Source organism: Pedobacter suwonensis (assembly GCF_900111825.1).
GTDB classification, from domain to species: Bacteria; Bacteroidota; Bacteroidia; order Sphingobacteriales; family Sphingobacteriaceae; genus Pedobacter; species Pedobacter suwonensis.
Window position 1 is genome coordinate 136,990 of sequence record NZ_FOJM01000001.1, and the last position, 26,326, is coordinate 163,315.

Sequence of the window (26,326 nt, forward strand, 5' to 3'; positions counted from 1 at the left end):
ATTGTTTTGGGTTTGCAAGCCGTAAATCGTCCAAACAGCAAACTATTTGGAACCAATAATGTTATTTAACCATAACCTTATAGAAATACTTGTGAAACTATTATGATTTTTCAAAGTAATAAAGGGAACGAAGAGATCACGATTGTGTAATTACCATTGAAAACATTTATAAAGATGAAAATAGCCTATATTTCTACCTATCCGCCCCGTGAGTGTGGTTTAGCTACCTTCAACCAAAATTTAGTTAATGCTTTAAGTTTAAATCCTACCTACGATGCCAGCAAGAGTTTTGTAGTGGCCATGAATGAGTCGGATGATGTAAACGAACATCAGTACCCGGGCGAAGTAAAATTTGTTATCCGACAACAAAATCAACAGGATTATATTGAAGCAGCTGATTTTATCAATAACAGTGATATAGATACTTGTATTATTGAACATGAATTTGGCATATATGGTGGTAATAGCGGTGTTTTTTTGCTTTCACTAATTAACCGGTTAAAAAAACCTTTCATCACTATTTTGCATACGGTTTTGAAAGAACCAAATTTTATGCAGCAAACCATTATCAAGGAGATTGCATCTAAAACGGCTAAATTGGTAGTAATGAGCAAAAAGGCAGTAATGTTTTTAACAAGCATATACCAGATTCCACAGGCATCTATTAAGTTAATAGAACATGGTGTTCCTGATTTAGAACCGATCGTTAATAATCAAATCGAACAGAGTGATTTATTTAAGGGTAAGAAAGTACTTTTTACTTTTGGTCTGATTAGCAGAAATAAAGGTTTAGAAACCGTAATCAATGCTTTACCGGATATCGTAGCAAAACATCCTGATGTTTTATACCTGATTTTAGGAAATACCCATCCTGGTGTAGTTAAACACAACGGCGAAGAATATCGCGATAGTTTGAAGGCCCTGGCAAAAGATTTAGGTGTAGAAAAGAATATCGCTTTCGTCAATAAATTCGTTTCGGAAGAAGAACTGCATCAATATTTAACCGCATGCCATTTATACATTACTCCCTATTTAAATGAAGCCCAGATTACCAGCGGTACCTTATCATACGCTATTGGCGCTGGTGCGGCAGTAATTTCTACACCTTACTGGCATGCACAGGAATTATTGGCCGATAACAGAGGTAAATTATTTGATTTTAAAGATCATCATAAACTGGCAGCAATTGTTAATGATCTTTTAAGCGACAGCGATAAATATCACAAACTGAAGCAGAATGCATATGAGTACGGATTAAACCTTCGCTGGCCGGCGATCGGAAGTATTTATCTCAATGTATTGAATGAAGCGCTATCTGCAGGGACGAAAACAGAGCGGTCAATCCCGCCGATTATCGACGTAGAAGGAATGCCTGCTTTGAATTTAAGTCACATTGCTCTACTAACAGATGATACCGGAATTATACAACATGCCCGCTTTGGCATTCCGAATTTAAAAGAAGGTTATTGCATTGATGATAATGCGCGGGCATTGATTATGTCCATTATGGCTGTGGAGCAGAATAAAAACCGAAGGGCTTTAGCTTTTATGCCAATATACCTCAGTTTTATTCAGTACATGCAAACAGAAGATGGAAATTTCAGGAATTTCCTGAGTTTTAACAGACAATTTTTAGATGAGGTTGGCTCTGAAGATTCATTCGGCAGGACCATTTGGGCATTAGGTTATCTGGTTTCCAGCGCACCGAATAATTCCTATCGGGAGTTTGGCCGCGAACTTTTTTCTCATTCGGTAAAACACTTTAAAGAACTAAAATATCTGCGCGGAAAGGCAAATACGGTTATTGGTTTATCTTATTACCTGAATGCTCATCCAGGAGATGAATTGATTAGCCAGGAGATTAATATGCTGGCAAGTTCATTGGTGGCATCATATAAAGAAAATAAAGATGGAGACTGGCATTGGTTTGAAGATATTCTGACTTATGATAATGCCATTCTTCCTTTAGCTTTGCTTCATCATTATGATGTTACAGGCAACAAGGAATCGTACCAGGTAGCTATGGAAAGTATTAAATTCCTGAACAGTTTCTCTTTTGAAAACGGATACCTGAATCCCGTTGGAAATGCCGGCTGGATGAAAAAGCATGGTAAAAACCCTATTTATGATCAACAGGCTATAGAAACAATGGCCATGGTTTTATTGTATGCTAAAACTTATGAGATTACTAAAGATGATCAATACCTGAACCTGATGCACATCAGTTATAAATGGTTTCTAGGCGAAAACAGCCTTCACATCCCATTGTACGATTATGAAACCCATGGCTGTGCGGATGGATTGCAGTTTAACAGTGTGAACAGAAATCAAGGTGCCGAAAGTACATTGGCTTATTTTATCTCGCACTTGGCGATTTTAAAAATTGCTGAAGTAGAATATGAAACTTTGTCTTCACCACTAATGGAGACAGAGAAGATCAGTTAGATCAAAAGACTTACACGGAGATATTAAAAGCTGGTTCGAAATGAATCAGCTTTTTTTTTGAAGATCAATTCATTTGATAACATCAAAATACAAAAGCCATCTTTTGCTTGCTAGAGATGGCTTCGTGTGAAAGGATTTGTTACTAAAAATATTAAACCAATAATTTCAGCTTTAACTTCGATTCTGGTTTTGTCCAGGCTAACTTTAGCCTGTAATAATAAAGAAGAAGTGTCTAAACGATTTGTTTTAATTTAATGGCGGTATTTAAACTGCTTGAGCCGAAACTTCTGAATCTCGCGCTGAAATTAAATTATACCGGGGTGTCACAACATAACGATGATCGATGGCAGTATATTAAATCTGATTATTCTCTAATAGCCTATTCAACAGTAACTCCAAATTTACCGTAGCAAATGATGAGCTATAATCTGATAAACCATAAGGTATAATCAATTCGCCATTGCTGATAATAGAACCACAAGAGTATACTACATTTGGTACATAACCTTCCCGCTCGTCGTTATTAGGGATAATCAATGGTTCCTTTAAATGGCCTATTTCAATACTGGGATCCTCCAGGTCCAATAAACTCACACCAATGCAATATCTTCGCATCGGCCCAACTCCATGCGTAATCACCAGCCACCCTTTTTCAGTTTCTATGGGCGAACCGCAATTACCGATCTGCACCAGTTCCCAATCGTAACGGGGCTGCTTTAAAAGAACCGGGTTTTCCCAAACATTCACCTTATCCGAAAACATCAGGTAATTGTTCCATCCATCTATCCGACTCATCATCACATATTTTCCTTTGATTTTCCTTGGAAATAAAGCAAGGTTTTTATTCTGTGCACCGTCGCCATAAAGGGGAATCACTTTAAACTCATAAAAATCTTCTGTTTGAACGAGTTTGGGAATAATTAAAGAACCATCAAAAGCAGTGTAGGTGGCATAGTATAGTACTTTGCCATCATCTTTAATAAACTTGACAAAACGAGCATCTTCAATCCCCTTGCGTTCAAATTCTGAGATAGGAAAAATTACACGATCAGAAATATCCGTATCCTTTGAAAAGGTGATGGTGTGATAAGTGTCTGATAGCCAGAGCACCTTATCGTATTCGATTAAACGTGCCGGATTCTCTTTATATAAGCTTTTAGAATCTTTGATGATATTGCTTAAACTGGTGTATTCAAATTTATCATCAAGTTTAGATTCAATTTCTTCTAAAACAGCAGGATCAATCTGCGCATAAGCCGCTTTTTTCAGGAATAGTTTTTTAATGTAGATGGCATTTTTTACTACCTCGGCCTCATCAACATAATTTCCAACTGGTAAAACCTGTATGTTGTTATTTTTATCAATTAAGGCACGTCGGAATACGATAGACGAAATATGTCCCTCGCCTACAGCCCTAAAACTTATGATTACCCTTTTTTCACCTTCAACTAAATCGGTCTGATCAGGATCATCAACAATACTCGGATTGAAAAAAGCAGCCGATTCTATGGAATATTCGTGTGTAAAATATGCGCCAATCAATAACCGGGTATATTCATCAATATCTTCGAATGAGGTGCCCAGGGCTAAAAACTGCTTTTTTAATTTCTTACAATGACGGGTTAAGATTTTAGTGATATTCCGGTGTCTTTTGGAATATTCCTGCAGTATAGGCGATATCAGTGAAAACACTTTTTCATCCGAAAATTCCAAGACCTTTCTGATTACTTCCAGTGCCCTCTCCTCTCCATTAAAAAAAAAACGTGCAATAACTCTCTTTGTATCTGGATTTACCTTAACAGGTTTACGTTCTATATATAGTCTCATTTTTTAAAAGTTATGATGGTAATTTTAATGCATTCGGCTCTGTAATATCCAACCTAAACATAACGAAAATTACGGCTTAATTGTTTATGGTATTGTATATAATTTTTACCTTTAGTGATTCATCCATCTATTAAATTGTGCCATAAATGCTATACGAAAAAGCAGAACATGATATCTCCTCAGATGAAACCTTACGTTTGGAAAAGCTGGGTAATTATGAGGTATTAAATACCCCGCCAGAAAGTGCTTTTGACCAGATTTCGCAGCTGGCTGCCGAAATATTTGATGTTTCATTTGCCGGGATATGCTTTGAGGGTGATGGTAATTTTTTCGTGAAGTCGGAGGTCGGCGGAGCTGCATTGGAAATTATTCAAGATCAGGCTAAGGCAGGATTTACTTTTTTTACTTCAGCACCCATCGTATCGCCTGATGGTTATCACCTTGGACTGATTTACGTTGCAGATACAAAATCTAAAACGATCGACGAAAAGAAGTTGAAAATGCTGAGGTATTTGGCTGATATGGTAGTTGAAAAACTGGAGTCCAGAATGGCAATAAGGAGAACTTTAAGGGCTTATGATGATCGTTTACATGTACTTGTTCATGATCTTAAAAACCCAATGACCACCATTACGCTACAATCTGAATTGTTGGGACGAATTCCAGGTATTGATGATAAGGCATCTTTAATTGCGGGTAAGATTAATGCACAATCTAAAAAGATGATTGATAATCTGAACGGCATTTTAAGTGCTGCCCGGAAAGAGGCAACTTCATTTAAGCCCCAAAAGAATAAGATAGATTTAAGACAAATTCTGGAAAAAGTAAAGAAAGAATTTACGCCAGCGCTTGAGCGTAAAAACCAGACAGTTTTAATCGAAATTGAGGAAACTGCTGAGGTTTTTGCTGACCCGGATAAAATCGCTATGGTTTTTAGCCAGTTGATTGATAATGCGATCAAGTTTTCGCCGATAGGAAATAAAATTGTGATCACCCATCAAAGTTTTGATAATCACATCACTATTGCGGTAAAAGACCTTGGCGTGGGTTTAACCCAGGAGGATTTAGACAGCGTTTTTCTGAAATTTGCGCGTCTGAGTTCGGTAAGTACAAATCGGGAAAATAGTTATGGATTGGGACTGATTACAGCAAATGCGCTTGTGGAGATCCATAAAGGGAAATTGTGGGCAGAAAGCGATGGAAAAGATTTGGGAACTACTTTTTATGTAACGTTACCCGTTAAATAAGTTTGAATCCACTAAATCGTTGATTTTCATTTCCTCAAGTATTATCCTTTCGGGTACAGTATTGGTATGGTATGACCATTTGATTAATCTTATCAACCCATCAGCAATTTCGATCCCGGTAATATCGCCGTCACTAAAGCAGCAACATCCGCTGTTAAAATAAACCGGCTTGTATTTGCCAAAAACCGGGGCCTGGTCTCCTTCTTTGATCCGTTTATGAAGTTCGGCATTTAGAAACGCGATGTCGCTGGTGTTTTTCTCGTCTTTTGCTTTTTTGAGCTTCATGTAAATTCGTTCCAGATGAGTTAATGAGGCAAAAACTGGCTGGTGCGTGTGCCCCGTAATTAAAGCCATATTACGCTTGGTAATCGCCCAATTGTACATCAGTGTGTTATGAACTGTTTTAAGCTGATTATCGTATGCCGGCGTATTCAGATTAATCTGAAGGTACGACTGTAGCGGTGCCCATATCGTACTTACAAACCATTTGCTAAACCAATTTCCGTCACTCTGCAAGTCGCCCTGATGTCCATGCGTTAAGAAAATATCAAGTTTGCCATTCTTTACCGGCATCCTTAATATGGCTCCTTCGTATATACGGATCGCGGTTCCGTAAAGTCTGGTGAGATTAAATCCAGCCAACGGATCATTATCCCAATATAAATCATGGTTGCCAAATATCTTGGTGAACTGATTTTTAGCAATAAATGCTTTCTCTGCTTCGAATGTTTCTTTATTGTGTTTGATTACCGATTCGAGCAAATTCTCCCAAAGCTCCTCACTATCCCCTAAATTTATATAATGAAAGTTCTGTTCATTATAATACTGAAGTGCCTTTAAATAATTTTTTTCAGCTAAAGTGAAATCGTCTGCATCATCTCTGGCACCTTTATGCTGATCTGAAAAAATAATGAATTTATGATCATCATTAACTTCGAAAACAAGTCCACGTTTTCCAGGATTATCATTAATGGTTTTGTAAAGTTTATCTAAAGCCTCATGGATGCGTTCAGGGTTGGGATTTGAACTAAACTTATTCGACAGGTGAATAATCCAGGAACTGAGTAAACGTTGTAGAAATTTGCGCATAGATAAATAAGCCTTTGCCAGGATGTTATTGCTCAAAATAACAAAAAATATGATTAATCGTTTTGTTTCGTGAAATCGTTCAGGGGTATTGCTTTTAAAACATGTGCAAAAATTAATTAGCCACGGAAACACAGAAATCACGGAGGAGATTAAAATTTTTCCGTGTTTTTCGTGCTTCCGTGGCGAAAATAATGCTTATGCATGCGCAGAAAGAGCTAGAACTAACAAAGAAAAGTTAAAAGCGATTTCCCTGTTAAATCGGTAGTTGCTTTTTCGCTTTTGTAAATTTTTTACTAATTTTGTTAGTATTGAAAAGATCAGGAAGCGCAGATTTACCCTTACATTATGGCCATGTACCACCATGGCTGGCACAACGCATGGCCAAACTTGGCTTAGCAATAACAGAAGCCATACTATTGGAATATGGTAAAGCCGAAGTAATACGCCGGTTAAGTAGTCCGTTCTGGTTCCAGAGTTTAGGTGCGGTAATGGGGATGGATTGGCATTCTTCAGGAATAACGACATCAGTAATTGGCGCTTTAAAAAAATCCATAAATCCTTTATCAAAAGAGTTGGGCATTTACATCTGTGGTGGCAAAGGAAAGTATAGTAGGGAAACCCCAAATGAACTTCTGAAAATTGCCGATAAAACCGGATTGAATGGTACAGATTTGGTTCGTGCGAGTAAACTCAGTGCAAAAGTAGATAATACGGCCATCCAGGACGGATTTCAATTGTACCTTCATAGTTTTATTTTAAGCAATGAGGGCGATTGGGCAGTGGTGCAACAAGGCATGAGCAATAGCAACGCAACAGCGAGAAGATACCACTGGCACTCTAAAAATTTAAAATCCTTTGTAGAAGAACCGCATACGGGAATCTGTGGCATTAATCAAGGCCAGATCCTTAATCTGACAGCTAATAATGCTGATCAAACCAGGCAGAGCATGATGGGCATGACGGTTGAATCGCCTGCTCGTATGCTTAATGAGATACAAAAATTGGTGTTACCTCAACATCACGATGTAAAAGCAAAAGATGTGGATTTGAAACGTTTGGGCAGTATATTGTGGCTGGCACAGGAAAAGCAACCCCGCGATTTTGAAGACTTATTGTTACTGGAAGGCATGGGACCAAGAACCTTACAATCTATGGCTTTAGTAAGTGAGGTAATTTACGGTACGCCTTCGCGGTTTACTGATCCTGCACGTTATTCATTCGCTCATGGAGGCAAAGATGGCCACCCTTTCCCTGTTCCGGTAAATGTTTATGATGAAACAATTAATGTTTTGCAAAAAGCAATTGATAAGGCGAAAATCGGCAATACCGACAAACAACAAGCGATAAAATCACTATATCAAATTGCCCGAAATGCAGAAAAAGACTTCGTTCCTAATATGGATTTTGAAAAAGTGATTCAAAAAGAACAAGCTGAAAGCTGGAAATATGGCGGTAGAACAGTTTTTGGGAAAGAGAAGCCACCCATAGATAAACAGTTGAAATTGTTTTAATTTTTATTCTGCCAGGTCATTTATTATCATACTGTTTTCAGTTTCTGTATGTAAACTTCTGAAAGACTCTGGGATTGTAAAATGGATAAGGGTCTCTGACTCGGTTTTGTTACTGAGTTATAAACTCAGTTCTATTCGCAAATCCGTAGGAGGCGCTACGGATAGTCTATGAGAATGGTAAGACTCTGTTTATTCTATAAAGTCTATTTCTATCAATCCTCTTTCTGTTGTATAATAATCTATAGCAGAGGAATAAACGTACTTTTCTGCACTCCTAACCGCACCTGATCTTACAGGATTATCATGTAAATAATTTAATCTTTGATCCACCATTTCATTTGTAGAAAGTTCCACCGGATGATTTTCCTGCTGCCAAAATTGATAATCTTTATTTCTTTTATTTTCTTCTCCAGCTTTTTTAAATATCCAAAGCATCCAGCTTCGTCGACTTTCATGATTATTGTTTTTGATTGCTTTAATGATGTTGTTCGATGTAAACTTTTTAAAATCTCTTAACGTATCAGATAGATTACTATCACTTGCTGATAAAATCAAATGAAGATGATTACTCATAATACACCAGGCATGAATTCGTAAACCTTTATTCGTTTTGCAATAAATTAGACTTTCTACAACGATATCAGCATATTCTTTTCTGGTAAATACATCTACCCACTGTACAGTAGCAAATGTTATAAAATATATAGCCTCCTGATCTTTTATTTGATAGCCATTTTCTCCCATATACTAATATAAGTTTTTAGAATTAAGATATTTACGTCGTTTCAAAATAGACCGTAGATTATAGACGATTTATAGAATAGCTAAGTCTCTGAGTCGCCATTTTGCTGAGTTATAACTCAGTCTATTCTTAGATCCGTAGAGATGCTGCGCTTAACTCTACGGATAGTATGGTAAGGATATGGTTCTATCCGTAGAGTTCCGAAGGGTTCTACGGATTTTGGAATGGACAAGGGTCTCTGACTCTGTTTTGTTGCTGAGTTATAAACTCAGTTCTATTCTTAAATCCGTAGGAGATTCTGCGCTTAACGCTACGGATAGTATGGTAAGGAGAAGAGTCCAGAAGGGCTCTACGGATTTTGGAATGGACAAGAGTCTCTGACTCGGTTTTGTTGCTGAGTTATAAACTCAGTTCTATTCTTAATCCGTAGAGACGCTGCGCTTAATCCTAAGGATAGTACGGTTCTATCCGTAGAGTTCCGAAGGGCTCTACGGATTTTGGAATGGGCAAGAGTCTCTGACTCTGTTTTGTTACTGAGTTATAAACTCAGTTCTATTCTTAAATCCGTAGAGACACTGCGCTTAATCCTAAGGATAGTACATTTTTGTTGCTGAGTTATAAACTCAGTTCTATTCTTAAATCCGTAGAGACGCTGCGCTTAACTCTACGGATAGTACGGGATGCTGACCACGAAGTAGCTACAAGGCAATTGAAAATAATATTTCTTCCTTGTAAAATAAATTCAGCATCACGATCGAATGAAATATCAGTTTCATTGTATAAAACAAAAAAGGTCGTGGTTTACACCACGACCCAAAAAAATATAGAATTTAAACCTGTTTAAGCATATGCTACTGCATCTTTCGATGCCAGCTTAGTTGCTCCCATTAAGTATTCATCTACCTTACGGGCAGCTTCTCTACCTTCTGAAATGGCCCAAACCACTAACGATTGTCCACGGCGGACATCTCCTGCAGCAAAAATCTTTGCAATGTTGGTTTGATAGGTATGTTCAGATGCCTTTACATTTCCACGGTTATCTAATTCAATACCCAATTTTTCAAGTAAACCTTCTTTTTGCGGATGTAAAAATCCCATTGCTAAAAGCACCAGCTCGCATGGAAGATCCCTTTCAGTACCTGCTACTTCTTTAAATGTAACCGGACGCCCGTTTGCATCAATTTCCCATTCTACATCAACAACTTTTAATGCTTTAAGATTTCCTTTTTCGTCAGCAATAAAGTTTTTGGTATTAACTGACCAAGCTCTTTGTGCACCTTCCTCGTGAGAAGAAGTATTTTTCAGCAACATTGGATAATTTGGCCAAGGCATATGCTCATTGCGTGCCTGGGGTGGCATTGGCATGATCTCGAATTGCGTAACGGATTTTGCGCCATGGCGGTTTGAAGTACCAATACAATCAGATCCGGTGTCACCACCACCAATTACAATCACATTTTTACCTGTAGCCATAATATCTTCTGCTTCTACAGTCCTGCCAGCCACACGTTTATTCTGCTGCTTTAAGAAATCCATTGCAAAATGAACACCTTTAGCTGAACGGCCATCAATCGGCAGATCACGTGGAATTGTTGAACCGCCTGCCAATACAATCGCATTAAAATCACGTAACAAAGTACCTATTTCAACATTCTCGCCTACGTTGGCCTTGCATTTAAAAATGATGCCTTCTTCTTTCATCAAATCAATACGGCGATCTACCACGTTTTTTTGCAGTTTGAAATCGGGAATGCCATATCTTAATAACCCACCCGGTGCATCATCGCGTTCGAAAACGGTAACTTCATGCCCGACTTTATTTAGCTGCGCAGCAGCTGCCAGGCCTGCAGGACCTGAACCAATTACGGCAACTTTTTTACCCGTTCTGATTAACGGTGCTTTAGCTTTGATAAATCCTTTTTCGAAAGCAATTTCGATGATATGCTTCTCAATCTCTTCAATAGAAACCGGTGGTTTGTTAATACCTAACACACATGCCGATTCGCATGGTGCCGGGCAAATTCTACCCGTAAATTCCGGAAAATTATTGGTGCTTAATAAAATATTTGCCGCTAATTCCCATTTACCCTGATAAACAGCATCATTAAATTCAGGTATCACGTTACCCAGCGGACAACCTGACTGGCAGAAAGGCACTCCGCAATCCATACAACGGGCAGCCTGATTATTTAATTCTTGAGGCGGTAAATTATTTAAAAATTCACCATAGTGTTTTACACGCGTTGCAACCTCTTCTCTAATGGGTGCAACTCTGTCGTATTCTTGAAATCCTGTTACTTTACCCATGGCCTAGTGTGTTTTTACTTGTTGGTTACGTTTGCTTAAAACTGCCTTGTATTCTTTAGGGAATACTTTTACGAAATGCGCAGACTGGGTTTTCCAATCGCTTAAGATAAACTCAGCTACCTTGCTATCTGTTAAGCGGATATGTGCTTTAAGTAAGGCTAAGATACGCTCTTCATCTTCTGCCTGAAGTGGATCCAAATCAACCATTTCCTTATTGCATTTTCGCTCGAAAGTTCCATTGGCATCGTAAATCCACGCCACACCACCACTCATTCCAGCGGCGAAATTGCTTCCGGTATCGCCAAGAATCAGCACCTCACCGCCAGTCATGTATTCACATCCATGATCGCCAACTCCTTCAACAACAGCTGTTGCACCAGAGTTACGTACGGCAAAACGTTCGCCTGCTTTACCACGGGCAAACAACTCACCAGAAGTTGCACCATACAGGGCCACGTTACCAATAATGATATTTTGTTCAGGAACAAAAGTAGCGTTTGAGAAAGGGTAAATAGCCAGTCTCGCACCCGATAAACCTTTACCTACATAATCGTTTGCCTCGCCTTCCAGTGATAAAGTAACCCCGCGGGTATTAAAAGCACCAAAGCTTTGTCCGGCAGAACCCACAAATTTAAAGTTGATCGTATCCGGAGGTAAACCAGCGCTTAAATGAACTTTTGAAATTTCATTAGACAGCATAGTGCCTATCGCACGGTCAGTATTTTTTACATTAAAGCTGGCAAATACAGGTTCGTTATGATGGATGGCAGGTTGGGCTGCAGCAATCAGCTGGTGATCTAAAACCTGATCCAAGCCATGATCCTGAGCTTCTGTATGATATAAAGGTAAACCATTTTCTTCTGCCTTGTATAATATGGCTGATAGATCAAGGTGTTTCAGTTTCCAGTCTTCGGCAGGCAATTCACGTAATTTTAAAATATCAGCCTGGCCAATCATTTCGTTAATGGTCCTAAAGCCAAGTTCGGCCATAATCTCCCGTAATTCCTCGGCAAGGAAATAGAATAGGTTTACTACATGGTCTGCATCACCGGTAAATAATTTCCTTAGTTCCGGATCTTGTGTAGCCACTCCTACCGGACAGGTATTTAAATGGCATTTACGCATCATGATACATCCTGAAGTTACCAACGCAGCTGTTGCAACGCCCCACTCTTCTGCACCTAATAAAGCTGCAATGGCGATATCCCTACCTGTTTTTAGCTGACCGTCTGTTTGTAAAACTATACGGTTGCGCAATTTGTTCTTTACCAGGGTTTGGTGCGCTTCCGCCAGACCTAACTCCCATGGTAAACCCGCATGCTGAATAGAGGTTAATGGCGAAGCACCGGTACCGCCATCAAAGCCGGATACAAGAATAACATCGGCATGCGCTTTAGCTACGCCGGCTGCAATAGTACCTACGCCAGCTTTAGATACGAGTTTAACATTGATCCGTGCCGCGCGGTTGGCATTTTTAAGATCATAAATTAACTGTGCCAAATCCTCGATGGAATAAATATCGTGATGTGGAGGAGGCGAAATTAAACCTACGCCTGGCGTAGAGTGACGAACTTTTGCAATCCAATCATCTACTTTGTGTCCAGGTAATTGCCCGCCTTCTCCCGGCTTAGCACCCTGAGCCATTTTGATCTGTAACTCATCAGCATTGGTCAAATAATAGCTCGTTACACCGAAACGCGCAGAAGCCACCTGTTTAATCGCTGAGCGCATGCTATCGCCATTTGGCAGTTTGGTATAACGCATTTCATCTTCACCACCTTCTCCGGTATTGCTCTTTCCACCGATACGGTTCATGGCAATGGCCAAAGTAGAATGTGCCTCATGAGAAATGGAGCCGAAAGACATCGCTCCTGTGGCAAATCTTTTTAAGATAGATTCCGTAGCCTCTACCTCGTTTAAAGGAACAGAAGGGCGGCTATAATTGAATTCAAACAATCCACGGATGGTGTAAGCCTGTTGTGTCTGCTCATTTACCAGTTTAGAATATTGTTTGAAAATATTGTAGTCGTTTTTACGTGTGGCGTTTTGTAGTAAGTGAATGGTTTGCGGATTAAATAAATGCGCTTCACCTTTGCGGCGGAATTTATATGTTCCGCCAGCCGGCAATAAGTTTTCTGTCTGCGTTAGCGGGCCAAAACTGCGGTGATGTTTGATTAAAGTTTCTTTCGCAATCTCATCCAAACCTAAACCACCTATACGCGAAACTGCACCTGTAAAATAGGTATTTACCACCTGTTTGTTTAAACCTAAAATCTCAAAAATCTGCGCACCCTGGTATGATTGAAGGGTCGAGATACCCATTTTAGAGAAAATTTTAAGTAAACCGCTGTTTACCGCGTAGATATAGTTTTTGGTAAGCTGTTCTGCCGACAAACCAGATTCTTGCTGGAAACCATTGATGGTTTCTAGAGCCAGGTAAGGGTTTATAGCCGTAACTCCAAAGCCCAGCAAGGTTGCGAAATGGTGTACTTCCCAAATATCTCCAGCCTCAATCACAATACCAACCGCACCACGGTATCCTTTACGGATCAAATGATGGTGTACTGCTGAAACCGCCAGTAGAGAAGGCATCGCGGCATGTTCAGAATCGATAGCCCTATCGGTTAATACAATCACCTGGAAACCGTCTTCAACCGCATCAACTGCATAACGGCACAAACGATCTAAGGCTTTAGCCATAGCGCCTGGTTTGCCATCTGCCCTGAAATAAGTCTGCAAAGTTTTTGCCTGGAAAACGCCGGTATCAATACTCCTTAATTTCTCTAATTCCTGGTTGGTTAAAATCGGATGTTTAATCGCAACACAATGTGCCTGTTTTGGTGTTTCTTCCAGCAGGTTGCCCATGCTGCCCATAAAACTGGCCAAACTCATTACCACTTTTTCCCTGATCGGGTCAATTGGCGGGTTAGTTACCTGTGCAAATAACTGCTTGAAATAAGATGATAAGTGTTGCGGACGTTTTGACAGGATAGCCAGAGGCGTATCGGTACCCATTGAACCAATCGGTTCCTTGCCTTCAATGGCCATTGGTTTAAGCAAAAGATCTACATCTTCTCTGCTATAGCCAAAAACCTGTTGATATTTGAAGATAGATTCAGTAGATAAGCCGGTAAACATTACGCGGGGCTCAGGCAATTCCTCTAAGCGGATCTGGTATTGGTTAATCCAGTCGCCGTAAGGACTTTTGCCACAAACTTCTTCTTTAATTTCATTGTCGCTGATGATCCTGCCCTGCTCCATGTCTACCACAAACATTTTACCGGGAGTTAAGCGGCCTTTTTCGATGATCGTGCTCTGATCGATGGCCAGCGCTCCCGCTTCAGAACCCATAATTACGCGGTCATCAGAAGTAATGGCATAACGCGAAGGACGGAGACCGTTACGGTCTAAAGTAGCGCCAATTAATTTGCCGTCAGTAAAAGCGATGGCGGCAGGTCCGTCCCAGGGCTCCATTAAAGTGGCGTGGAATTCGTAAAAAGCCTTTTTAACAGGATCCATATCCTCATTGCCATCCCAGGCTTCAGGCACCAGCATCATTAGTACATGCGGCAGGCTTCTTCCTGAGTGAAGCAAAAGTTCAATCACATTATCCAGACAGCCTGAATCTGAGTTTGTTTCGTCGATTACAGGCAATAACATATCAAGTTCTTCCGGTGTAAAGTAAGCAGAAGCAAAAGACTTTACGCCTGCTCTAAACCAGTTTAAATTTCCTTGTAAAGTATTAATCTCTCCGTTATGCGCAATAAAGCGGAACGGCTGGGCCAGTCTCCATGAAGGAAAAGTATTGGTGGCAAAACGCGAGTGAACCAAACCCAGGGCAGACACCATACGCTTATCGGTAAGATCGGTAAAATAGGTGCGTACCTGTAAGGAAGTGAGCTGACCTTTATATATAATGGTTTGTGCGGAAAGCGAAACGATGTAAAAATCTTTACCGCCATGAACGGTATTTACGATCAGTTTGATCAGGTAATTTTTAAAAATGTAAAGTTTGCGTTCAAAATCTGCACCTGGTGCCACCGCATAAGGGCGGGCAATAAACACCTGTTCAATTTCAGGCTCAACGGAAAGAGCCATGTTGCCTATATCCGTTGTGTCTACATCAACCTTTCTAAAACCTAAAATTTCAAGGCCTAGCTTTTCAGCAGCACGGTAAATCAGCTCTCTGCATTCTTCTCTGGACCTGATATCCTTTGGCATAAATAACATACCAACACCATAATTATTGGTTTCTGGTAGGCTAAAGCCTGCTTTTAAACATTCATCGTAAAAAAATTCGTGAGGAATCTGAATCATGATACCTGCTCCATCGCCTGTATTTGGTTCTGCTCCACATGCCCCTCTATGATCTAGATTCTCTAAAATAGTAAGTGCATCAGAGATGATTTGATGCGATTTCCGCCCTTTCACATGTGCAACGAACCCAATACCGCAGGCATCGTGTTCAAATTGCGCATCGTACAATCCACTGTTTGGTTCCATTCTTTGCTCGTTAGTTGTTAGTGTATAGGAAACACTAAGATAGGAAAAAGAAACTTTAAATTACAGAGTTGACACGATTTTTGGAAAAATTTTAGTTCCTAGGTAATTTAATGCGTTTAAATTTAAAAAATAATAATTATTGTGCAATACATTTAGCAAATTGATAATGGTAATATTGTACAATAAATGCTCATATTAGCTCAATTTTAAAACTAAACCGTTTTAACAAGTATTTCAGGTATGAATGATTTATTTAAATATAAAATAAACTACCGAAAGTGAATCTGTTGTGGTCAAATTAAAATGCTGGTTTCGATTTTATTAATTTATTAATCAGCTATATAGCTTAAAACTAAAAAAAAATACAGAAATGCGTTTTGCAAAACAACTTCTTTTTCTACCTTTGTGGCCGGGCAAGTCTTTTACGACCAGCTCCCTTTGAACTCCCCCAGGGTGGGAACGCAGCAAGGGTAGAAGGTTGTAGCGGTGCGATAGAAGGTGCTTGCCCTTTTTTTACCCCCTTATTCCCCTGAAGGGGGGATATTAAATTCTTCAGGGCTTCTTGCAGCAGAACCTAATAATCATTTTAAGAATTTATAAACATGAAATTTTTTATTGACACAGCAAATCTTGATCAAATCAAAGAAGCTCAAGATCTTGGCATTTTAGATGGCGTAACCACCAACCCTAGCTTAATGGCTAAAGAAGGTATTACCGGCGATGAAAATGTAATTAACCATTATAAGGCAATCTGCGATATTGTTGACGATAATGTAAGTGCAGAAGTAATTTCGACCACTTTTGAGGAAATTATCAAAGAAGGCGAAGCACTGGCCGCATTAAACCCGAAAATCGTTGTTAAAGTTCCGATGATTAAAGATGGTTTGAAAGCCATTAAATATTTTTCTTCAAAAGGAATTAAAACCAATTGTACTTTGATTTTTTCTGCCGGACAGGCTTTATTGGCAGCAAAAGCAGGTGCAACATACGTTTCTCCATTCTTGGGCCGTTTAGACGATATTTCTAACGATGGCCTGGTTCTAATTGAAGATATCAGAACAATTTTTGATAACTACGGATATGAAACACAAATTTTAGCGGCATCCATCCGCGGACCATTGCATATTGTAAACTGTGCTAAATTAGGCGCCGACGTTATTACGGCACCATTGGCTGCTATTGTTGGTTTATTAAAACACCCATTAACAGATAGCGGTTTAGCAACATTTTTAGCCGACCACGCTAAAGCAGCGGGTAAATAAGTTTGGAGTATTGAGTTTGGAATGTTGAGTTCCAGGCACACAAGAAAGTCCTGAATTAAGTAATAATTTAGGACTTTTTTGTTTAACAAAATTTAATGAATATGAGTTTCTTAGGGTTTGCTACCTGAGCATTTTGCTTATTCCAAACCCCGAACGCCAAACTAAGCTGAATATTTTATTTTCAATAATTTAGCGTTTTTCCTTTCCCATTTTCCCTGATCTTTTGGAGAGCAGAACCAGTACCAATCGGTTGCTCCAGTCCTGCTTTCCATTATATTCCGGTGAATTTTACGGAAAGATAATTGATCTAACACCGGAATGCCATTTCAATCAGGTCTAGTTTCCATGGGCAGCTTAAGAAAGTTCAAAGCACAAGCGCGTGGAAAGATTTGGTAATTTTGGCAAGGCAGGTTCCATCATCCATTTTCCCTGATCTTTTGGAGAGCAGAACCAGTGCCAATCGGTTGCTCCAGTCCTGCTTTCCATTATATTCCGGTGAATTTTCCGGAAAGATAATTGATCGAACACCGGAATGCCATTTCAATCAGGTCTATTTTTCATGGGCAGCTTAAGAAAGTTTAAAGCACAAGCGCGTGGAAAGATTTGGTAATTTTGGCAAGGCAGGTTCCATCATCCATTTTCCCTCTTCCATTTTCCCTGATCTTTTGGAGAGCAGAACCAGTGCCAATCGGTTGCTGGAGTCCTGCTTTACATTATATTCCGGTGAATTTTCCGGAAAGATAAATTGATCAGACACCGGAATGCCATTTCAATCAGGTCTAAAAGGCAAGGTAACTTGAGAAATTTTAAAGGAGAAGTTTCTGGAAGGATTCAAATATTAGGTACGAAAAAACGTAATGTAATATCATAAGCTTCTGACTGGCAGTGTATTTATTCTTTCCTTTTTAAACTTCGTATATCTTTGCGAACATTTTGAGTTAACGATGGAAAAGGCATCCTTTTGGCTATCATCCTGGGGGATAATTTATGATATAAAAATCAATATGATTGACAGATAAAATTTAATTAGGAAATATCCCTCAGGAAATCGTCATTCCCAACTTGATTGGGAACCACGAAGTGCTCATGAATGCCGCTATATAAAAGCAAACACTGATGAATAATCTTAAAACGTTTTATTAAGATTCCCGCGTACGCGAGAATGACGATCAAAATAGTGGATTCTGTCAATGGCAGCGTACTCGAAGGGCAGCCAAAAAGATATAGTGTACAGCGTGTGAAAACGCCCAAATAAAATCAATATAAGCCCTGGAGTTAAATTCTTGTACGCCTTAAAAAGAGACTTTAGACTAAAGACTCACGACTAAGGACTTCCTTTACCTTCTCGTAACTGATCTGCTCATCCGGTTCAATCAATATGCCCTTCACTCCTGCCCCATTTGCGGCTTCTACGTCTCTGGGTTTATCGCCGATCATAACAGACTGTGCCGGATCAATATCATACATGTCAATGGCATCCAGAATCATTCCTGATGCAGGTTTTCTACATTTACACTCCCCACCAACAGTTGGATGATGCGGACAGTAATAAAAGCCGGCAATATCAGCCCCCTTAGCCAAAAAAGCATTGCGGAGCATCTGGTGCATAATAGCCAGTTCTTGTTCGGTATAGCGCTTTAACGCAATGCCGCCCTGGTTCGTAATGACAATCAGCAAATACCCCTCATCAAAAAGTTTCTTTAGTACAGGAATTTGGTAATCCAGGATTTTAAAGTCTTCAACGCGACAAATGTAATCGTATATTTCGTGGTTAAGTACACCATCGCGGTCTAGAAAGATAGCTTTGTTCATTGTTGATATTATGGGTTTTGGGGGTATTAGTATCAAGATTTAAGTATTAAGTATCGAGATTCTACCTGTTTATAATTTCGCCAAAATAACTGAAAATTAAGCATAAAAGAAAGCTCAACCTCATTAAAGGCCGGGCTTAATCATAAAACTGATATGCTTTTGCTTATTTCAAGTTCAATCCTGCCTTGTGGCCTTTTATGGCAAAAAACAGAATGTACAAGTAGCAGGGCAATACCGTTAACAGGTAGGCCAGTTGAAAGTTGATATGCAGTTTTTCATTTAAGAAAGCATATAGTAGCGGCATTATGGCACCCCCTGCAATACCCATAATCATAATGGCTGAACCTATTTTGGTAAATCTGCCCAGATGACTAATGCCTAGCGGGAAAATTGCAGGCCACATTAATGAATTGGCTAAGCCGAGTAAAGCCACGAAAATTACTGCGAACCAGCTGGAAATTACAAAAGATAAAATGGTGAATAAGATCCCTAAAATGGCACAGATTCTTAAGGCCTTTTGCTGCGAGATGTATTTTGGAATGGTTACAATTCCAACAATATAACCAATTAACATACTAAAAAGGGTAATGGAAGTTAGTTTTCCGCTAATCTCGGCTTTAATGCCCAATTCGCGGCCATAAATTCCGATAATATCACCGGCCATAACCTCCGCTCCCACATATACAAAAATACAAAGTGCTCCCAAAAATAAATGTGGAAACTGGAAAATGCTTTTGTGTTTGAGTACCGCCCCTTTGCTTTTGTCTACCACATCCTCTTCAACCTCAACCTCCGGCAAATTGGTAAATTTAATCAGCAATGCAAAAAGGCAGAAAACAATGGCTAAAACGACGTAAGGCATATTCACGCGACCTAAAACATCATTTAATAGCTGTTCGTGCACTGCACCGGTAGCCGATTTAATCTGTTTTTCTACTTCAGAAGCATTTTTTAAAAACAAGGTGCCCATAATCAATGGCACAATCATTCCGGCAAATTTATTGCAGATCCCGGCAATGCTGATGCGTTTGGCTGCACTTTCAATAGGTCCTATAATGGTTAAGTACGGATTTGATGCGGTTTGTAACAAAGCCAGTGCCGCCCCTTGTACAAAAATACCGGTTAAAAATAAACCAAAAGTTCTGGTTTGAGCTGCGGGAATAAATATCAATGAGCCTAAACCCAAAATAATCAAACCTAAAACAATCCCGTTTTTAAAGCCCACTTGTTTCAAGATCCACGACGATGGTAGCGCCAAAAAGAAATAGGCCATGTACGAGGCGAAGGTTACAAAAAATGCCTGTAGGTTTGACAGGCCGAAAGATAACTTAAAAAACGGAATCAGGGTTCCATTTGCCCAGGTTACAAAGCCGAAAATAAAGAATAAAGCACAAATAATAATGAGCGGTTTCGGCCCCTGTGCCAGGGCTGATTTTGTTTTTTGCTGCATGAGTTTGGTTCGGTTTATTTGTTTAGGCCAAACTAAAAAATAATTTTTAATAAATAGGTATCACTGCTTTCGTAATTTTATTTTTAACATGTCTTTAAACCACATTTCGCTATGGATGATCTACATGTTAAGTATAGAAAACTTACAAAACCATTTTAAAAAAGGACCGCCAGATAATTAATTTACCTATAAATCAATAAACTACCGCATTTATCGATTTTTTATTTGCAGGAAACAGTCTATACGCCTATATTTGCAGCACTTTAAAGGAAACGGTTAACGTTGATGTAAAGTAGATTCCGTAGCTCAGCTGGTAGAGCATTACACTTTTAATGTAGTGGTCCTGGGTTCGAATCCCAGCGGGATCACAGAAGATAGTATAAAAACTACGTAAAAGCTTGCAAATCAAATGATTGCAAGCTTTTTTGTTTTAGTGGAAAATTCAAAATACTCACCGATTCTCATATTAAAAGTGTGTAATTCGGTGAGTAATTTAGGTACTAAAAGAACTCACCGAATTATTTATAATCACTTGTTTAATAAGTCGTTCATCCATCGAACATCTTGACGTTTTCAGAATGCAGGGCTAATTTTGTTAACCTTAATTCAGTTTATATGAAAACTAATTTTAGCCTGCTTTTTTATCTTAAAAAGCAGAAAAACTATCGTGGCGGCCATGTGCCAGTTTATTTACGAATAACTGTTGGCGGAAAAAGGGCAGAAATGACCAGCGGGCTTGAGTGCGATCCTGAAAAGTGGAATACCAAATCAGGCAGACAGGATGGAAAAAAGGAAGATGTCAGAAGCTTCAATGCTCATCTGGACAATCTCCAGTCAATGATCAACCAGGTTTACAGGGATCTTTTTGATGCCGGCGAAGTTATTACAGCCGAAGGCATTAAGTGCAGATTTATCGGGCGGGAAGTCCGGAAGCATACCTTGATGGAAAGCATCAAAGTTCATAACGAAAAAATGGAGGCTTTGGTAGGAAAGGAATATGCCATTGGTACCTTGAAGCGCTTTCAAGTTTTGGAAAGGCATCTTGTCGCTTTCATGAATGAAAAATACAAGATAACAGACATCAACATCAAAAACATTAACCATGCGTTTATACGCGATTTTGATTTTTTCCTGAGGTCAGTAAACGGTTGTGCCAACAATACCACGGTAAGGTATCTGAAAAGTCTTGGTAAAATTCTTCGCATTTCAATGAGCTTAAAATGGATTGACAGCGATCCAATGTTTGGATACAAACTAAAGAGTAAAAATGTAGAGCGTTCATTTCTTACAGAGGATGAATTAACTAAAATTTCAGAAAAGCAGTTCCTAACCGAGCGGCTAAGTCAGGTACGGGACGTTTTTATCTTCTGCTGTTTTACCGGACTTGCGTATTCTGACATAGAGAAACTGAACCTATCTAATATTAAAACAGGTGTAGATGGCAAAAAATGGGTTTACACAAACAGAACCAAAACGGGAACTAGGTCTGCTGTTCCCCTATTACCACCTGCAATCGCAATATTGGAAAGATACAGCGATCATCCCTATTGCATCACCAAAGACAGGGCATTGCCAGTTTCAAGCAATCAAAAGCTAAATGAGTACCTCAAGGAAATTGCCGCGGTTTGTGAGATTGATAAGCCTTTAAGCTCACATATTGCAAGGCACACATTCGCTACCACCGTTACCCTTCTTAATGGGGTGCCGATGGAAAGCGTATCTAAGATGCTTGGGCATACAAATATCAGGACTACACAGATATATGCAAAGGTCTTGGATATCAAGGTAAGTGCAGATATGGCGATTCTAAATAATAAATATAATTAGATAAATAACCACTAACTGACAAATATTTAAAAATATTAGGCATTAACTTCTGTTTTGGTTAAGTTTGTATGATGTCAAAGGAATTGAATAAAAGAGTAATTGTTGTGCATTGGAAGAGATTTGCCAGTACGGACATCGACGTGTTTTCAAGTCTGAAGGGATTTTGCGACAGCTACCCCGCTTATAACTATCATACATTGAACAACTATCTTTCCAAAAAGAAGGTTCCATTCGAAAATGACGAAATCAAAATCGAAAGACAGCCCCTGATACAGAAAGTTAGAAGACCCGACCTGCCCAAGGTATTGTTCTGGGACTTTGATTTTGACAAACTTGACTGGAACAGAAGTTATAGAACCGTAATGGAACGGGTGCTTGATAAAGGCAACCCCAAGGATTGGGAGGAGATGATCAGGTTTTACGGGATGGAAAATGTGGTAAACGCTCTTAAAAATGACATTACCTATCTTTCCGACATGACCATGGAAGCCGTTTGCAAATATTTTCAGTTGAGCAAAGAAAAACTCAGATGTTACACAAAGAAACAGTTAAACCAGGGACACTGGATCTAATCCAGACGCTGATGAAAGACCATCACCTCAATTCTTTTTACCTCGTAGGCGGTACAGCACTATCTTTGAGGATTGGGCATAGGGAATCCATAGACATTGATTTGTTCAGCTCTTCGGATTTTGATAGGAACGAACTAGCCGAACACTTACGAAATAAATACGGCGCAGACGTAAAACGCAATAAGGAAAATTATGCCAGCGGAAGTATTGGCGAAGTGGATTTTGATTTTATTTCACACAAATATCCATCCATTAAACCGATCGAAAATATAGAGGGGATTAGGATGATGTCCAATCAGGACATATCGGCTATGAAGATAAATGCAATAGTTAATAGCGGACAACGCATCAAGGATTTTATCGATATACATTATCTTTTGAAGGAAATGCCATTGGATGAAATAATTGGTTTCTACTGCCAAAAATATCCAAATGTAGATTCTAACACCGCCAAGTCATCTTTAATGTACCATAATGATATCGACTTCAACGTTCCAGTAAAACTGATGGATGGAAAGCTAAAATGGCAGGATGTTCAGGATAGTATAGTAAAAGCAGTACGGGAATATACCCGTGTTCAGGAAATCAAAGCGCTGAACAATAAGTTGAAAGAAACAAGGAACGACAATAAAAATGAACGAGGCAGAGGAATTGGTCGTTAGGTTAGAGAATGCACTAATCCAATCATTTCGGCCAACCACCGTCCTAAAAACAATCGCATTTTCATTACAAGGCTCAGCACGAAAAATAACTTCAACAACTTCACTAGCGACGAAGATTTTTTCTAGCAAATCCTAAGGGCTTGCTGTTGGCACAAAGGGATTCTCCAATGGTTATCACAATTTGTGACAACCTGCTATCGATGTGAATATTTAACTCATCCGAATATTTGCACTACTTAGCAATATGATTGCTGATAACACCTAAAGTCGTCTGGGGATAGAAAAGAAAAAGCTGAAAAACTATTGTTTTTTAAGAACTGTTAGCGTTAAAGGAGCCACCTGTTGCTAAACGAAAGAGGATCGGGTTCAAACCGGATGAACTGTATTGCCTAAGGCGGAATCGCATTTCCGTATATACCATAGTGAAAACACAGGGGTTGTGATTGGGCTTTCACAGGCCGAAAATGCGGGAGGGCCAGCTCTAGCAATAGTAGATTAAAAATAACTTAATGATAACAGAAAGCGACTCCCTGATGATCTTGCTTTCTGTTACTTATTCATCTATTTTGTTTCTGCCTTGTTACTATAAAAGAAAAGTTCATGAAGCTGATCATCTGGTTACAGAAAAAAAGCATGTTAGTCATTTCTTCACCTTCCGGAGATTCAGCTTCCAAATGTACCCAACCCTTGTAAAGTTCCCATAAATTTGCCCTTGCCTCATGCAAGGGAAAATTCACGAAAAAATATTCCATCTCAGAATCTGCATTTTCAATTTCGTCGTCGGTAAGCCCTGTAGGCTGAAAATCGAGTAGTTTTTTAATCTCTTCCATGTCGCTTTTCCTATTTGATCTCAAGCTCATACTGTTTTTTAATTTTGTCTACGTACGGTTCAAAATGCTCTTTGTAATACCCTTTGGGAACCTGAATCTTAAAGTTTTTACGACTAAAAAACAGAACCACCCTCGAATCCGTTTCGCATTCCAATAGATACCAGACAGTGGGGTTTGAAGACGAACCGATAAAAAACATAGAAATCCTATCTTCGCAAAAATGCAAGACCTTTCCTTTCACCTTGAACCTCAATTTAAGTTCGTAATAATCACCCTTATCACTAAGTAAAAAATTGAAACTCGGTACATCACCTGAGAATTTGGCAACCTGCATATCCTTTTTCATAGGTTTCTTCTGAATATTTCTCATCTTATAGGTAAACAGGTAATGTGTAAACGACTCCGTCGATAGCATTGGGAGTGCTTTATTGAATAGTTCGAAAATCTTCCTCTTATTGCTGAAATTGAGATCGTCTATTTCGTCAGAACGTTCATCACCGTCTGCGTATTCCCTGAACTGAATCCTTGCAATTTTCTTCATCTCGTAGCAGATGCTGTTCAGCTCAGCTTGATTTTCGGACAGTTCAGATTGTTCAAAACTATCGTCTTCTTCAAAAAGAAACCCAGTAAAAGATTTTACCGTTTTATTGTCTGCATTTAGGGAAAAGCTGTACGGTATCAGAAATGGATAGTGGTTGGAATGGAACCTGACAGGATTGGTATTTGCAAGGCAATAACCAATAAGATACTCCTGGTTTAAAGTAACTATTTCATCATTCACATATTCTCTCTCCAATACCTTCCGTTCGGATATGTGCAGGAAATAATCATCTGGCCTGAAAAAACCCTTAAATTCCTTATTAAGCCTGATATCCACTCCATACCTATCACAGATTACTTCAAGATATTTGGATTTTCCGGTTGCTTCATTGAAGCATTCCGGCCAATAATATTCTTCAAAGTCATGAAATTCATTCCATAACATCGCCCTCAAAGTTCGATAGGCATATCTTCCTAGATAATTTTCATCCGTATCTATATTGCAGCTTACCAGTAAATGATCATACTCAACCTTTAAGTAAACTTTTACCGCTGGCTCGTTTTCTAGCTTAACCCTCATTGTCAAGACGCCTTTCTTAAATGAAAGTGGCTTTCTCTCGACAATGTAATATGGCCGCCTCCCGGCTCGAAGTTCTGTGTGTGACTCCAAAACATTTAACCTCAATATACGGGTACTTTTATCAAACGGAAGTTTATAGAACTGGGATTTAGGTTTTCCGGCAAGCACTATTTCATTATCCATTTTCAGTTTCTCCTTTCGATGCTTCCGCCTCTTCACATTCGGCGGTTAGAAGATCGATCTTTTTATCACAAAGATCTTTAGCGAGAATTAGAAAATTATGAACCAGGCTATATAGTTTATCCGCATCGCTCATCTCGACATTGAAATTATCTTTATACCTGGCGTGGCTGTAACTATTCATGAGCTTCTCAAAAAGCCTTCTGTTTTCTGGCGTTCCAAGCAAAAGCACTCTTGGCTGCTCCGAGAAACATGCACAAATATCCAATAGCCTGCCCAGATGATGAATATCAGACCTATAAGCCATAAAAACCCTGATCATCGCAATGCAGGATTGCTCAACAACTTGGTGAAGCATAAAAACGCACACATTGAATTTTTCATTACTGTAGCATTCCCCTGCTCCGTCCAAAAATCCCTGCGCCATTGGAATTCTATGGTATAGATGCTTACAGGCTTTTTCAAGAGATATCTTTTTATCAAGAATATATTCAGGAAACAGATTCAGTGTACCATCATAACTGTATAGCTGAATACCTGTATCAAACACAGTTATAAAAAATCTGTTATTAGCTGCAATCGCGGTGTCCACGCTTTCTATGCTATGAACAAGGATCGTGATTTTGCCATGGTTAAAATGTGTATTTACATAGTCCTGAACACCATGTTCGATTCTTGTGGTGCCCTCAATTACCATTAATAAGTAATAGTGAAAATTGCTGATCTTCTGTTGTGGTGAAAACGAAGTACAAGAATTCGTTATGGAACTTATTTCACCGAATTTAAGAATATGCAAGGGCGTGAACCGCTCTGCAAGTTCTTTAACAAAATTTAAGAACGGCCCTTGCTGGCCCTCCACTGGCTTTAATGATTTCTTTTTCATATCTTCATGATTATTACGAGAACCAATTTCGATTAGAAAAAGTACGTACCGAACCAA

The 26,326-nt window shown here is 39.2% G+C and carries 17 protein-coding genes, 1 tRNA gene and 1 other RNA gene; 9 read left to right on the forward strand and 10 right to left on the reverse strand.

Translation table 11 applies throughout. The features are described 5' to 3' along the window. The first annotated feature begins 174 nt into the window (after positions 1 to 174). Complete coding sequence (locus tag BM107_RS00610) at positions 175 to 2,445, forward strand: glycosyltransferase family 4 protein (RefSeq protein WP_090979166.1); 2,271 nt, start codon at positions 175 to 177, stop codon at positions 2,443 to 2,445. 354 nt (positions 2,446 to 2,799) lie between these two features. Here the strand turns inward: BM107_RS00610 and BM107_RS00615 are convergent, their stop codons facing one another. Beyond that, entirely contained in the window at positions 2,800 to 4,272 is a 1,473-nt protein-coding gene (locus BM107_RS00615; RefSeq protein WP_090979170.1) for a glycoside hydrolase family 130 protein, read from the reverse strand. Between the two features lie 146 nt (positions 4,273 to 4,418). Between BM107_RS00615 and BM107_RS00620 the strand changes: the two genes are divergently transcribed. Further along, entirely contained in the window at positions 4,419 to 5,519 is a 1,101-nt protein-coding gene (locus BM107_RS00620; RefSeq protein ID WP_090979173.1) for a sensor histidine kinase, read from the forward strand. Here BM107_RS00620 and BM107_RS00625 read toward each other — a convergent pair. Next, positions 5,505 to 6,608, reverse strand: a complete 1,104-nt coding sequence (locus tag BM107_RS00625; RefSeq protein WP_090979945.1) for a metallophosphoesterase — start codon at positions 6,606 to 6,608, stop codon at positions 5,505 to 5,507. The two genes, BM107_RS00620 and BM107_RS00625, sit on opposite strands and share 15 nt — an antisense overlap. Positions 6,609 to 6,916: 308 nt before the next feature. On the opposite strand from BM107_RS00625, the gene BM107_RS00630 reads away from it, so the two are divergent. Continuing rightward, positions 6,917 to 8,119 carry a DUF763 domain-containing protein gene (locus BM107_RS00630; RefSeq protein ID WP_090979176.1) on the forward strand — a complete coding sequence of 401 codons (1,203 nt, stop codon included), beginning with the start codon at positions 6,917 to 6,919 and terminating at the stop codon, positions 8,117 to 8,119. Between the two features lie 189 nt (positions 8,120 to 8,308). Here the strand turns inward: BM107_RS00630 and BM107_RS00635 are convergent, their stop codons facing one another. From BM107_RS00635 to gltB, 3 genes are all read right to left on the reverse strand, one after another. After that, positions 8,309 to 8,863: an REP-associated tyrosine transposase gene (locus tag BM107_RS00635; RefSeq protein ID WP_090979180.1), complete on the reverse strand. Its 555-nt coding sequence runs from the start codon at positions 8,861 to 8,863 to the stop codon at positions 8,309 to 8,311. A gap of 838 nt (positions 8,864 to 9,701) precedes the next feature. After that, a complete protein-coding gene (locus BM107_RS00640) occupies positions 9,702 to 11,168 on the reverse strand; it encodes a glutamate synthase subunit beta (RefSeq protein WP_090979183.1) in 1,467 nt (488 codons plus the stop codon). Between the two features lie 3 nt (positions 11,169 to 11,171). After that, positions 11,172 to 15,671 carry a glutamate synthase large subunit gene (gene gltB, locus BM107_RS00645; protein ID WP_090979187.1) on the reverse strand — a complete coding sequence of 1,500 codons (4,500 nt, stop codon included), beginning with the start codon at positions 15,669 to 15,671 and terminating at the stop codon, positions 11,172 to 11,174. Positions 15,672 to 16,082: 411 nt separating this feature from the next. On the opposite strand from gltB, the gene ffs reads away from it, so the two are divergent. Both ffs and fsa read left to right on the forward strand, forming a co-directional pair. Continuing rightward, an RNA gene (gene ffs / locus BM107_RS00650) (signal recognition particle sRNA small type) lies at positions 16,083 to 16,182 on the forward strand. A gap of 91 nt (positions 16,183 to 16,273) precedes the next feature. Next, a complete protein-coding gene (gene fsa, locus BM107_RS00655; RefSeq protein ID WP_090979190.1) occupies positions 16,274 to 16,933 on the forward strand; it encodes a fructose-6-phosphate aldolase in 660 nt (219 codons plus the stop codon). A gap of 1,305 nt (positions 16,934 to 18,238) precedes the next feature. Here the strand turns inward: fsa and BM107_RS00665 are convergent. Further along, on the reverse strand, positions 18,239 to 18,745 hold the full coding sequence (locus tag BM107_RS00665) for a D-glycero-alpha-D-manno-heptose-1,7-bisphosphate 7-phosphatase (RefSeq protein ID WP_090979197.1): 507 nt from the start codon (positions 18,743 to 18,745) through the stop codon (positions 18,239 to 18,241). Positions 18,746 to 18,908: 163 nt separating this feature from the next. Further along, positions 18,909 to 20,195, reverse strand: coding sequence for a sugar MFS transporter (locus BM107_RS00670; protein ID WP_090979200.1), 1,287 nt, complete (start codon positions 20,193 to 20,195; stop codon positions 18,909 to 18,911). A gap of 295 nt (positions 20,196 to 20,490) precedes the next feature. Here BM107_RS00670 and BM107_RS00675 point away from each other — a divergent pair. From BM107_RS00675 to BM107_RS00690, 4 genes are all read left to right on the forward strand, one after another. After that, positions 20,491 to 20,563: transfer RNA gene (locus tag BM107_RS00675), tRNA-Lys, on the forward strand. A gap of 247 nt (positions 20,564 to 20,810) precedes the next feature. After that, a complete protein-coding gene (locus BM107_RS00680; RefSeq protein WP_090979203.1) occupies positions 20,811 to 22,022 on the forward strand; it encodes a site-specific integrase in 1,212 nt (403 codons plus the stop codon). Between the two features lie 68 nt (positions 22,023 to 22,090). Next, positions 22,091 to 22,594 (forward strand): DUF6922 domain-containing protein, encoded by a 504-nt coding sequence (locus tag BM107_RS00685; RefSeq protein ID WP_159435173.1) that lies wholly within the window; start codon positions 22,091 to 22,093, stop codon positions 22,592 to 22,594. Then, a complete protein-coding gene (locus BM107_RS00690) occupies positions 22,552 to 23,256 on the forward strand; it encodes a nucleotidyl transferase AbiEii/AbiGii toxin family protein (RefSeq protein ID WP_090979209.1) in 705 nt (234 codons plus the stop codon). The genes BM107_RS00685 and BM107_RS00690 overlap by 43 nt, the downstream gene beginning before the upstream one ends. Positions 23,257 to 23,813: 557 nt before the next feature. Here the strand turns inward: BM107_RS00690 and BM107_RS00695 are convergent. The 3 genes from BM107_RS00695 to BM107_RS00705 are packed head-to-tail and all read right to left on the reverse strand — an operon-like array spanning position 23,814 to position 26,269. Then, entirely contained in the window at positions 23,814 to 24,086 is a 273-nt protein-coding gene (locus tag BM107_RS00695; protein ID WP_159435174.1) for a hypothetical protein, read from the reverse strand. Between the two features lie 10 nt (positions 24,087 to 24,096). Continuing rightward, positions 24,097 to 25,389, reverse strand: coding sequence for a hypothetical protein (locus BM107_RS00700; RefSeq protein ID WP_090979214.1), 1,293 nt, complete (start codon positions 25,387 to 25,389; stop codon positions 24,097 to 24,099). Further along, complete coding sequence (locus BM107_RS00705) at positions 25,382 to 26,269, reverse strand: HEPN domain-containing protein (RefSeq protein ID WP_090979218.1); 888 nt, start codon at positions 26,267 to 26,269, stop codon at positions 25,382 to 25,384. Before BM107_RS00705 ends, BM107_RS00700 begins: the two co-directional genes overlap by 8 nt. Between the last annotated feature and the right edge of the window lie 57 nt (positions 26,270 to 26,326).

What these genes read in the sequence shown, in the direction of transcription:
- BM107_RS00615 (WP_090979170.1), bottom strand. Translation starts at nt 4,272, where the DNA reads ATGAGACTATATATAGAACGTAAACCTGTTAAGGTAAATCCAGATACA.
- BM107_RS00640 (WP_090979183.1), bottom strand. Translation starts at nt 11,168, where the DNA reads ATGGGTAAAGTAACAGGATTTCAAGAATACGACAGAGTTGCACCCATT.
- BM107_RS00620 (WP_090979173.1), top strand. Translation starts at nt 4,419, where the DNA reads ATGCTATACGAAAAAGCAGAACATGATATCTCCTCAGATGAAACCTTA.
- BM107_RS00635 (WP_090979180.1), bottom strand. Translation starts at nt 8,863, where the DNA reads ATGGGAGAAAATGGCTATCAAATAAAAGATCAGGAGGCTATATATTTT.
- BM107_RS00625 (WP_090979945.1), bottom strand. Translation starts at nt 6,608, where the DNA reads ATGCGCAAATTTCTACAACGTTTACTCAGTTCCTGGATTATTCACCTG.
- BM107_RS00705 (WP_090979218.1), bottom strand. Translation starts at nt 26,269, where the DNA reads ATGAAAAAGAAATCATTAAAGCCAGTGGAGGGCCAGCAAGGGCCGTTC.
- BM107_RS00680 (WP_090979203.1), top strand. Translation starts at nt 20,811, where the DNA reads ATGAAAACTAATTTTAGCCTGCTTTTTTATCTTAAAAAGCAGAAAAAC.
- BM107_RS00690 (WP_090979209.1), top strand. Translation starts at nt 22,552, where the DNA reads ATGTTACACAAAGAAACAGTTAAACCAGGGACACTGGATCTAATCCAG.
- fsa (WP_090979190.1), top strand. Translation starts at nt 16,274, where the DNA reads ATGAAATTTTTTATTGACACAGCAAATCTTGATCAAATCAAAGAAGCT.
- BM107_RS00665 (WP_090979197.1), bottom strand. Translation starts at nt 18,745, where the DNA reads ATGAACAAAGCTATCTTTCTAGACCGCGATGGTGTACTTAACCACGAA.
- BM107_RS00695 (WP_159435174.1), bottom strand. Translation starts at nt 24,086, where the DNA reads ATGGAAGAGATTAAAAAACTACTCGATTTTCAGCCTACAGGGCTTACC.
- BM107_RS00670 (WP_090979200.1), bottom strand. Translation starts at nt 20,195, where the DNA reads ATGCAGCAAAAAACAAAATCAGCCCTGGCACAGGGGCCGAAACCGCTC.
- BM107_RS00685 (WP_159435173.1), top strand. Translation starts at nt 22,091, where the DNA reads ATGATGTCAAAGGAATTGAATAAAAGAGTAATTGTTGTGCATTGGAAG.
- BM107_RS00610 (WP_090979166.1), top strand. Translation starts at nt 175, where the DNA reads ATGAAAATAGCCTATATTTCTACCTATCCGCCCCGTGAGTGTGGTTTA.
- BM107_RS00700 (WP_090979214.1), bottom strand. Translation starts at nt 25,389, where the DNA reads ATGGATAATGAAATAGTGCTTGCCGGAAAACCTAAATCCCAGTTCTAT.
- gltB (WP_090979187.1), bottom strand. Translation starts at nt 15,671, where the DNA reads ATGGAACCAAACAGTGGATTGTACGATGCGCAATTTGAACACGATGCC.